The sequence below is a fragment of the Methylophaga sp. UBA1464 genome, assembly GCF_002325665.1.
GTDB lineage: Bacteria > Pseudomonadota > Gammaproteobacteria > Nitrosococcales > Methylophagaceae > Methylophaga.
Window position 1 is genome coordinate 293 of the sequence record NZ_DCSO01000104.1, and the last position, 10280, is coordinate 10572.

Annotated in this window: 10 protein-coding genes, 1 other RNA gene and 1 pseudogene (1 of these 12 cut by a window edge); 4 read left to right on the forward strand and 8 right to left on the reverse strand. The window is 46.3% G+C overall.

Annotated features, from left to right (window positions below; all coding sequences use genetic code 11):
• Nucleotides 1–182, reverse strand: an RNA gene (gene rnpB, locus B3O33_RS14055) — RNase P RNA component class A; its annotated part reaches 292 nt to the left of the window's first position; the annotation flags it as partial.
• A gap of 24 nt (nucleotides 183–206) precedes the next feature.
• Complete coding sequence (gene rsmI, locus B3O33_RS14060; RefSeq protein ID WP_292361874.1) at nucleotides 207–1052, reverse strand: 16S rRNA (cytidine(1402)-2'-O)-methyltransferase; 846 nt, start codon at nucleotides 1050–1052, stop codon at nucleotides 207–209.
• 92 nt (nucleotides 1053–1144) lie between these two features.
• Between rsmI and B3O33_RS14065 the strand changes: the two genes are divergently transcribed.
• From B3O33_RS14065 to B3O33_RS14075, 3 genes are read left to right on the forward strand one after another with little or no spacing between them, the layout of a single operon-like run.
• Nucleotides 1145–3004, forward strand: a complete 1860-nt coding sequence (locus B3O33_RS14065) for a penicillin-binding protein activator (protein WP_292361873.1) — start codon at nucleotides 1145–1147, stop codon at nucleotides 3002–3004.
• A gap of 6 nt (nucleotides 3005–3010) precedes the next feature.
• The gene (locus B3O33_RS14070) at nucleotides 3011–3367 is read left to right on the forward strand and encodes a YraN family protein (protein ID WP_292361872.1); all 357 of its coding nucleotides are present in this window, start codon (nucleotides 3011–3013) and stop codon (nucleotides 3365–3367) included.
• 41 nt (nucleotides 3368–3408) lie between these two features.
• A complete protein-coding gene (locus B3O33_RS14075) occupies nucleotides 3409–3984 on the forward strand; it encodes a BON domain-containing protein (protein ID WP_292361871.1) in 576 nt (191 codons plus the stop codon).
• Between the two features lie 42 nt (nucleotides 3985–4026).
• On the opposite strand, the gene hemJ is transcribed toward B3O33_RS14075, so the two are convergent.
• The gene (gene hemJ / locus B3O33_RS14080; RefSeq protein ID WP_339612297.1) at nucleotides 4027–4458 is read right to left on the reverse strand and encodes a protoporphyrinogen oxidase HemJ; all 432 of its coding nucleotides are present in this window, start codon (nucleotides 4456–4458) and stop codon (nucleotides 4027–4029) included.
• Nucleotides 4459–4515: 57 nt separating this feature from the next.
• Between hemJ and B3O33_RS14085 the strand changes: the two genes are divergently transcribed.
• A complete protein-coding gene (locus tag B3O33_RS14085; protein WP_292361869.1) occupies nucleotides 4516–4893 on the forward strand; it encodes a PilZ domain-containing protein in 378 nt (125 codons plus the stop codon).
• Between the two features lie 12 nt (nucleotides 4894–4905).
• Here the strand turns inward: B3O33_RS14085 and radA are convergent, their stop codons facing one another.
• The 5 genes and pseudogenes from radA to B3O33_RS14110 form a co-directional block, all read right to left on the reverse strand.
• Nucleotides 4906–6294 carry a DNA repair protein RadA gene (gene radA / locus B3O33_RS14090; RefSeq protein ID WP_292363848.1) on the reverse strand — a complete coding sequence of 463 codons (1389 nt, stop codon included), beginning with the start codon at nucleotides 6292–6294 and terminating at the stop codon, nucleotides 4906–4908.
• Complete coding sequence (gene alr / locus B3O33_RS14095) at nucleotides 6287–7375, reverse strand: alanine racemase (RefSeq protein WP_292361867.1); 1089 nt, start codon at nucleotides 7373–7375, stop codon at nucleotides 6287–6289. The genes radA and alr overlap by 8 nt, the downstream gene beginning before the upstream one ends.
• Entirely contained in the window at nucleotides 7372–8784 is a 1413-nt protein-coding gene (gene dnaB / locus B3O33_RS14100; RefSeq protein WP_292361866.1) for a replicative DNA helicase, read from the reverse strand. The genes alr and dnaB overlap by 4 nt, the downstream gene beginning before the upstream one ends.
• A 207-nt stretch (nucleotides 8785–8991) precedes the next feature.
• Nucleotides 8992–9435: pseudogene (gene rplI, locus B3O33_RS14105) on the reverse strand (50S ribosomal protein L9); the annotation flags it as partial.
• Nucleotides 9436–9482: 47 nt separating this feature from the next.
• Nucleotides 9483–10280 (reverse strand): DUF2232 domain-containing protein (locus B3O33_RS14110; RefSeq protein ID WP_292363849.1); only part of this gene is annotated, 798 nt, incomplete at its 5' end.

Consider the following 10280-nt stretch of genomic DNA (forward strand, 5'->3'; position numbering starts at 1 on the left):
CGGTGCGCTCTTACCGCACCCTTTCACCCTTACCTGAACTTTCATTCAGGCGGTTTACTCTCTGTTGCACTGGCCGTGGACTTACGTCCCCCAGGTGTTACCTGGCACCTTACCCTGTGGAGCCCGGACTTTCCTCACTCTGAATCCTTACGGACATCAAGCGCGATTGTCTGGCCATCTCAACCGACCATTTTACCGGAGCAGCTTTATTTTTGCTGAAGTTTCAACGCCATGTCATAGGCTTTATTTTTTTTGATACCCAGAATGGACGCTGTGATGCTCGCTGCTTGTTTTAAAGGCACTTCGTTAAGCAAAATTTGTAACACCCGAGCCTGCTCCGTTTCATCGGTGTCAGCCACCGTAGATTCTCCTTCAACAAGCAAAACTATTTCACCTTTTTGATGATTGGTATCCATGATGACAATCTCAACCAATTCCGCTAATGGCAGCGTAACAATGGTTTCAAACATTTTTGTCAGTTCACGTGCCAAACAGGCTTTACGCTCCCCTCCAAATACGGCCAGCATATCCTGCAAGCAACCGACCATCCTTTTAGGACTTTCGTAAAAAATCATCGTCCGCGGCTCGCTCACAAGCTTTTCCAAAGCCTGGCGGCGAGCAGTCACTTTCGGTGGCAGAAAACCTTCAAAAGTAAAGCGTTCAGCAGATAATCCAGAAGCGGATAAGGCGGTGATAACGGCACAGGCACCAGGAATAGGAACGACCTTAATACCCTTTTCACGTGCCATATTGACTAACCGAAAACCCGGATCGCTGATTAATGGTGTGCCAGCATCAGAAATCAGTGCAATTGAATTACCATCCACTATTTTTGATAACAATAATTCACTGCGCTGCTGCTCATTATGTTCGTGTAATGAAATAGTTGATGTTTCGATACCATGATGTTGCAACAGAAATTTGCTATGACGAGTGTCCTCAGCGGCAATTAAATCGACTGAAGACAGAACGTCAATAGCGCGCGCTGAAATATCGGCGAGATTGCCGATTGGCGTGGCAACAATATAAAGTGCGGCTGTGGCGTCTTTCACGGCGTATATCCTGAAAAGAAATATTGATTCTGGTCGTAATATACGCGAACAGGTAAGATGATGCCTTCTCCGAACTAAATTTGATGTAACTTATGACGCAACGATTTTCCGCCCTGCTTATATTGTTGACCTTACTGACATTATCAGCCTGTCAGCCGATATCTATGGAAACAAAACCATCAGCTCCTGATATGACGTCCTTGGTATCCGAGGCAGAAAAACAAGGCGATTATGCAGTGGCCGCTGAACAATATATAGCCAAAGCGGCGGAATCAGAAGGCGCACTCAAATCAGCATTTCAATATCGCGCTGCAATGATGCACTATGAATTAGGTGAGTTGGCAGAAGCAGAAGCTCTGCTCGCTGAAACCAACCTGCAGCAACTGACATCACGTGAACAACTTACAGCGAATCTGTTACGTGCCGATATTGCGCTTTTGGATCTGGATGGCCTAAGTGCATTACAACATCTGGATAAAGTAGACTTTGATTCCGCCAATGCAGCTCAACAAAAACGTATTCTGGAACTGCGGATAACAGCTTATGATCTGACTGAAAACTGGTTGGAAAAAGCCTTGGCACATATCCGACTGGATCCAATGCTGGCGGAGAATGATCGTGAAAATAATCATTTAGCATTGTGGCAGACATTGATGAAAATGACACCACAGGCTTTGGATTTATATAATCCCGGTCAGCCTCCGGCGGAAGATAGTGGCTGGTTTGCCTTGGCCTATGCTGTTAAAGCCTATGAAAATAATCCAGAAGCAATGGAAGTTGCCATTGAAGATTGGGAATTCAGCTATCCAAATCATCCAGCCAACGTCGAACAACTGAAGAAATCGATTAAAACGCCTATTCGCCTTCCTGAGCAACTGGAATTGATTGGAATTTTATTGCCTGAGTCCGGTCCTGCAGCAAATGCCGCCCAGGCAATCCGTCAAGGCATCATTGCGGCACATTTTAATGCCCGTTCCAACGTTCGCTTGCAATTCTATGATGTTCGCACCGGTAATACGCCTGACTCTAAAAATGTTATCTCACAGTATGAAAAAGCGGTGGCGGACGGGGCCAATATTGTTATTGGACCGTTAGATAAGGTATCAGTTGAATTACTGGCAGCACATCAGACCTTATCAGTTCCGGTATTAGCACTGAATCGAATCAGTCAATCCAATGATCATTCAAATTTCTTTCAATTTGCTCTGGCACCAGAAGATGATGCACGTAGCCAGGCTGAGCATGCTAATAAAATGGGATATAAACGGGCCATCGTGTTGAGCCCCCGCAGTGAATGGGGTGACAGGGTGGCAGCCGCTTTTGCCGAAGAATGGCAAACCTCAGGCGGCCAGCTGGTTACCCGTGCAAAATATGATGAAGCAGAGAATGACTATTCGCATATCCTGACACCAATCCTGGGAGTCGAAAGCAGTAATCAGCGTTATCAGAACCTGCGACGCACATTAGGACAATCTCTGGAGTTTGAACCGAGAAGACGCCAGGATGTCGATTTTCTGTTTATGGTCGGCAGACCTTTGAAGGCACGTCAGCTGGTAACGCAACTTCGTTTCCATCGTTCAGGTCAGTTACCGATACTTGCCACCTCACATGCGTACGGTGGTGAAGCGAATGCCCAGCAAGACATTGATTTGAATGGTTTGATTTTTACTGATATTCCCTGGATGTTTACGGAACAGTCGGAACAAGATCCTGCCTATTCAGCTGTTCGTCGGCAAGCGAGTGGTGATATAGGCTCATTCCTGCGTTTGGCCGCGCTGGGTGTTGATGCTTATAGAATGATTCCTTTCCTGACCGCCATGAGTAGCTCTGAAGATGAAAAATATCAGGGAGCGACCGGTGAACTGACAATTAATGAGCAAGGTCAGATTGAACGTTTGATGCCAATCGCCACTATCCGCAACGGCTTGATTGAACCGCTACAAAGAGATTAAGGGCGAATGGCAAAGCATCTCCAGTCTGGAAAGCAGGCGGAGCAATTAGCTTGTGATTATTTACAACAGCAAGGTTTAAAGCTGATTCAGCGTAACTTTCATTGTCGTCGTGGTGAAATTGACCTGATAATGCAGGATGAACAAACCCTGGTTTTTGTTGAAGTTCGATATCGCCGCAATCACTCACATGGTGGCGCGCTGGAAAGTATTACAAGCTTTAAACAATCACGTATCATCATCACAGCTCAACATTATTTAATGCAATCCGGATGGTCACACAATTGCCGCTTTGATGTCATCGCCATCACTGCCGGCACAGCAGATAAAATTGTGTGGATTCGGGATGCATTTCAACTAAACTAAGCAACACTTTTATCTGCGCTCATTCAACGAGGAACAAATCCATGTACCAAATTAGACTGGTTTTTATGTTACTGATACCCATAATGTTGTTGCAAGCCTGCGCGGCTGTTGTGGTCGGTGGTGCAGCAACCACTGCAGCGGTCGCCTATGATCGCCGAACAGCTGGAGCAGTTTTAGACGATCAAACTATTGAAGCAAAAGCCAAATATGCCATTTTTCAGGATAAAGACATTCACAGCCAAAGTAACATTAACGTGACCAGTTACAATGGCTTTCTGTTGCTGTCTGGTGAAACGCCTACTGAGGCTCTCAAGCAAAAAGCTGAAAACCTGGTTAAAGATATTCCGAAAGTACGTAAGGTGTTTAACGAGCTGGCTATCTCTGGCCCGAGTGCGTTAACTTCACGCAGCAGTGACAGTTGGATCACTACGAAAGTAAAAACCAAAATGACCCAGGATGAAAATGTTGATCCTTTCTTTGTCAAAGTCGTGACTGAACGCGGTGTTGTTTATCTGATGGGTAAAGTTACCCGTGAAGAAGCTGACCAGGCCGTTGCTGTTACACGAACGACTAAAGGTGTTTTACGAGTAGTGAAAATTTTTGAATATATAGATTAACTGTCAGATTGAAGAAAAGCCCCTCTCGCAGGGGCTTTTTTTTTAAAAAGGTTTCACCACAGCCAGAATCATCACGGCAATCAAAATTAATACCGGCATTTCGTTAAACCAGCGGTAAAACACGTGACTACGTTGATTGTTATCCGCAGCAAATTGTTTGAGCATGCGACCACACATTCCATGATAAACAAACAGTAACAACACCAGCGTCAGTTTAGCGTGTAACCAGTACATAGTTTTTAATTGTTCCAGCGTGTAATAACTCATTAACCAGATACCTAATAACAGGGCAATAACAGCACTTGGTGTCATGATGCCCCGGTATAATTTTCGCTCCATGATTTTAAACCGTTCGTTACCAGCCCGGTCATCGCACATGGCGTGATAGACAAACAACCTTGGCAGATAAAATAAAGCGGCAAACCAGGTGACAACAGCCATTAAATGAAACGCTTTTACCCACAACATCTGCAATGACTCCTTATTTGAAATAATGATAGTATCAGTCTTACTATAAACAGGAGACCACCAATGTCGGAGGAACGCAGATATTTCAGTCGCATTCCATTTGCTGCCAACGCACATGTCATTGCGCCCCATGGTGATGTCTATTTAAATTGTACGGTTATTGATATCTCGCTGAATGGATTATTGATTGGCCGTCCGGACAATTGGTCAGCAAAGTTGGCTGATGTCTTTAATGTTGATCTATTGCTCGAAAATGCTCAAATTGTGATTAAGATGCAGGCTGAGGTAGCGCATATGGATACACAGAGTATCGGCTTTCACTGCCAGCTGATTGACCTAGACAGTATTACCCATTTAAAAAGGCTGGTTGAACTGAACCTTGCCGATGAAGGCTTATTGCATCGGGAGTTATCCGCCCTGCTGGACATGCCGGATAACTAGAACCAATAATGATCACTGCCAGCCTTCTTTAAGCGCCTCAATAGCCTGTTGTAAATGATGCACGGCTATCACTTTCAAACCTGAAATCGACTTACGCGGTGCATTGGCAGCGGGCACCAAGGCCACTTTAAAGCCGTGTTTACCCGCATCGCGGATTCGTTCTTCGCCTGCCTGAACCGGACGAATTTCCCCCGTTAATCCGACCTCTCCGAAGACCACCCAGTCTTGTGGAATCGCTTTATTACGCAAACTGGAAATAACGGCTGTTAATACCGCCAGATCGGCACCGGTTTCACTGAGTTTAACGCCCCCCACCACATTGATAAAGACATCCTGATCATGACAGGTAATACCGCCATGGCGGTGCAAAATAGCCAGTAACATCGCCAGACGATTTTGTTCCAAACCTACCGAGACACGCCGTGGATTGCCCAATGGACTTTCATCGACCAATGCCTGCACTTCCACAAGCATCGGACGACTGCCTTCGCGAATCACCGTGATCATGCTGCCGGGAACGGCCTGTTCTCCACGAGATAAAAAGATGGCTGAAGGATTACTGACTTCTTTCAATCCAAGTTCTGTCATGGCAAATACGCCCAGCTCATTAACCGCGCCAAAGCGGTTTTTAACTGCACGTAAAATACGGAATCGTGTCGAGCTGTCACCTTCAAAATACAACACGGTATCGACCATATGTTCCAGAACACGTGGTCCTGCCAATGCACCCTGTTTAGTTACATGTCCCACCAGAATCATGGTGATACCGCTGGATTTGGCAAAGCGAACTAATTGCGCTGCACTTTCCCTTACCTGCGCCACAGTGCCAGGTGCCGATTGCAGCAACTCGGTAAATACTGTTTGAATCGAATCAATGACCATGACCTGAGGCTGGCGTTGCTGGGCAATGGCCATCATTTGTTCAGCATGGGTTGCCGCCAGCAGATCCACCGGCGTTTCCTGCAATTGCAAACGTTCAGCCCGCAGTCGAATTTGCTGCAGGGATTCTTCACCACTGATATACAGCGGATTAATACCGCTTAACTCTGCCATACTCGCCATGGCTTGTAATAATAAAGTCGACTTGCCAATACCGGGATCACCACCTATTAACACCACGGAACCGGTGACCAGTCCCCCACCCAGCACGCGATCCAATTCCGGCAATCCGGTTGACCAGCGCACAGCCTGCTCTGATGTAATGGTTTTTAATGCCTGAACAGTGTTTTGTTGCTGGCCGGCGTAGCCAGTATGTTTATTCATTGCAGTGGTTGGTTTGGCGCTGCTCTGCACTGATTCTTCAAGACTGTTCCACGCACCACAATCCGCACAGCGTCCCGCCCATTGTGGTGTCTGAGCACCACATTCCCGGCAAACATACACCCGCTTGGCTTTAGCCATCAAGATACTCCCGGTTAACCCTGGGTGTCACACAGGTCAGTAATTCGTAAGGTATCGTTCCGGCTCTATTGGCTAGCCATTCAACTGCCAATGTATCGGCTCCCCAGATAATGACTTCATCATCCAGTTGTGCCTGTGGACAAGACTCCAGATTCACACAAATAGTATCCATAGATACGCGACCAATAACAGGAATGCGTTGACCTCGAATAATGACCTCACCAGCATTGGATAAATGTCGACTGTAACCATCACCATAACCAATACTGACTACCCCCATGCGTATGGGTTTGTCTGCTGACCACTGACCGCCATAGCCGACTTGATCCCCGGGTTTTAATTGCTGGGTAGCAATCAGTTTTGAGATCAATTGCATGACCGGTTTGAGTCCAACATCAGCCCCTGATTTATCGGCAAACGGCGAAGCACCATACAGCATCAGACCGGGCCGTATCCAGTCATAATGGGATTCAGGCAGACTGATTATCGCAGCTGAATTAGCCATACAAACGGGCAATCCAGTTGTTTCAGCCAGATTTTTCATAACCGTTAACTGTTGGATATTACGTGCATCATTTAACAAATCCGAGTTGGCAAAATGACTCATCAAACCAAGCTTATTCACCAGATCTGCACGTTTTTCCAATGCATCTATAATCTGTATTACGTCCTGTTGCGGTAAACCAAGACGGTGCATGCCGGTTTCCAGCATCAACCATATTAATGGTAGCGGCTGACTGGTTTTCGCTTTCAATAACAACTCAAGATGCTGTTGCTGATGCAAAACCGGCGTCAACTCAAATTCAGCAGCCAGCTGCCATTCTTCAATTGTGCTGACACCTTCGAAAATGGTAATGGGCTGGTCAAATCCATGTTTCCGGAGCGTTAATGCTTCACTAAATCGGGCCACGGCAAATGCATCACTTTGCATGAGTGCATGCGCAACCTGAATAACACCATGTCCATAGGCATCGGCTTTAATCACCGACATCACTTTACTATCTGGGGCGTATTGACGAACTTGCTGCAGATTATGTTTCAGTGCTGCCAGATCGATTCGGGCAAACGGATAACGACTCACGATTCATTATCACCGTAATCTTGATAATAAGCAGGGGCAAAATTTTCAAACCGGGTGTATTTGCCCTGGAAGGTTAACGCCACCGTACCGATCGGACCATTACGCTGTTTACTGATAATGATCTCCGCTTTACCCTTTTCTGCAGAATCTTCGTTGTAAACTTCATCACGATAGATAAATACAATGATATCGGCATCCTGCTCAATCGCTCCTGACTCACGCAGATCCGACATAACCGGGCGTTTATTCGGTCTCTGCTCAAGTGAACGGTTTAACTGAGATAACGCAATCACCGGCACATTGAGCTCTTTGGCCAGTGCTTTTAATGAACGGGAGATTTCAGAAATCTCGTTGGTACGGTTTTCAGCCTGTCGACCATTGGAACTGCCACTCATTAGCTGCAGGTAATCAACAATGATAAGACTAAGGCCATGCTCACGTTTTAAACGTCTTGCCCTGGCCCTGAGTTCAGATGGTGTTAACCCACCGGTATCATCAATAAATAAAGGTGCTTCATTTAATAACGCTATTGCCGATGTCAGTCGTGGCCAGTCATCATCATTCAATCGACCGGTACGTAAACGATGCTGATCGATACGCCCTAATGATGACAACATACGCATAGCTAGTGAGTCAGCAGGCATCTCCATACTGAATACCGCAACGGGCTGTTTACTGTGAATCGCGGCATTTTCAGCAATATTCATGGCAAAGGTGGTTTTACCCATCGATGGACGGCCCGCGATAATGACCAAATCAGCAGGCTGTAAACCTGAAGTCTGATCATCAAAATCAATAAAACCGGTCGGTAAACCAGTGATACCACTATCCTGTTCAAACAGCGTATCAATTTTATCAACGACTTTACTCAGGACATCTTTGACCTGAATAAACCCGCCGCCACGTTTTGCACCTTTTTCAGCGATTTCGAAAACGCGACGCTCAGCGGTGTCGAGCATTTCTTCACTATTTCGCCCTTCCGGCGTAAAGGCCATATTGGCAATATTATTACCAATCTGAATCAGCTGACGCAGAATCGAACGTTCACGCACGATTGAAGCATACGCTTTGATATTGGCTGCACTGGGGGTATTGCGCGCGAGGGCGCCAAGATAAGCGAGTTCACCGACTTTATCGAGCTCGCCACGTTGATTATGCCATTCGGCCAGCGTGATGACGTCAACCGGATTAGCCTGTTCCATTAACTCGGCGATGCCGCGGAATATAAGCTGATGATCGTGGCGGTAGAAATCCTGCTCGACCAATAAATCAGAAACCTGCTCCCAGGCACTGTTATCAAGCATTAGTCCGCCCAACACTGATTGTTCAGCTTCAACAGAATGCGGAGGGACCTTCAGGGCCTGAGTTGCGCTGTCTTGATAGCTTTCTGGATAAGTTATCTGTTCCACAGCAATTGTCCAAGCTGATTAAACAAGCATTTGATTCAATATACCTGAATCACAAAAATAACAGGGGCATAGATTTTACTATGCCCCTGTCGTTCAAACTTCTTACTCTTGTTCTTGCGCTTTAGCGATCGCTTCAGCTTCTTCACGTGAAGCTTCACGTGCTTTACGCGCTTCTTCTGCAGCAGCAATGGCTGCAAGTTCAGCTTCTGAAGTGATATTTACTTTCACACTGACGACAACATCAGCATGCAATTGCACATCAATGTTGTATTCACCTGTGTGACGCAAAGGACCTGTTGGTAAACGAACTTCGTTACGATCTACATCAGCACCTTTTGCATTTACCGCATCAGCGATATCCGCAGCAGTGACTGAACCGAACAGTTTACCTTCAACACCAGCATTAGCCATGATATCAACATCACCAGCTGCAACCAGTTTTTTCTCACGTTCTTGAGCTGCAGTAAGTAATTTGGCCGCCGCCGCTTCTAATTCAGCACGACGTTCTTCAAATTTTTCTCTGTTATTCTTGTTGGCAGGCAATGCCTTACCAGCAGGAACCAGATAGTTGCGACCATAGCCAGCTTTAACGCTCACTTCGTCACCCAAATTACCAAGCTTTTGAACTTTTTCCAGCAAAATTACTTGCATCGTTCTAACCCTCATTCGCAGTCAAAGACTGCTTATAAATAACCGCATTACGCTATTGAGCGTTTGCGAAAATTAAACCATTGTTCCAATACACCCAGTGAGGCGGTCAAAATCAACATCTGCGGCAGCATAAGCACCATCAGCACATACATAACCACTAACCAGGCCACCGATTTCTGTTTAGTCCGAACGATTGCATGGGCTACCGCAATACCTTGTATTGCAAACAGCACCAGCAGGACCGGTAAACAATCTATCAATAGCGTCAGCGAGCTGGCTATTGGTGTTAATGACAAGCCCATCAGCACCGCGGTGATTATTGCCAGCGTTTTACCCAACGAAATCTGAGTAAATTCACTGCCAAAAGCACCTTCGTTATAAAGCGCAGCTTGCCACGCACGACCGATCAAAATACCCAGAATAATATTGACGCTTACTGCAGCGGCCATCAGCCCCGTCATCATGCCGGCCATTTGGACCAGGAAGTTTTGGGTTTCTGCCGCATTCAGTTGCCATCCAGATTGCTCTGACAGTAATTGTACGAATGGTGCCAACATTTCCTGCCACCATAATGCCGGACTGGACAGGAAAATATGTGCTATCAGTACTACCAGGATACCTGCACCTGCTGCCGCCAGAAGTGCCCGCTCCAGTGAACGACTATATCCTAATACCAGCGTCACCAAATAAGCCGGTAACCAACTGGTCAGCAATAGTGCCAAAGCAATCCAGATCTGACCTAAAAGCAATCCGGCTACAATAGCAAATACCACCAAAGTTGCCGCCATAACACGAAGCCCTTCTTTAGGGCCTACACGTAAAGTGGCTAACACAATTACCCCGCT

Bases quoted from the DNA above. Each gene is read 5' to 3' on its own strand.
- B3O33_RS14070 (WP_292361872.1), top strand. From the start codon at position 3,011: ATGGCAAAGCATCTCCAGTCTGGAAAGCAGGCGGAGCAATTAGCTTGT.
- radA (WP_292363848.1), bottom strand. From the start codon at position 6,294: ATGGCTAAAGCCAAGCGGGTGTATGTTTGCCGGGAATGTGGTGCTCAG.
- B3O33_RS14065 (WP_292361873.1), top strand. From the start codon at position 1,145: ATGACGCAACGATTTTCCGCCCTGCTTATATTGTTGACCTTACTGACA.
- B3O33_RS14085 (WP_292361869.1), top strand. From the start codon at position 4,516: ATGTCGGAGGAACGCAGATATTTCAGTCGCATTCCATTTGCTGCCAAC.
- B3O33_RS14075 (WP_292361871.1), top strand. From the start codon at position 3,409: ATGTACCAAATTAGACTGGTTTTTATGTTACTGATACCCATAATGTTG.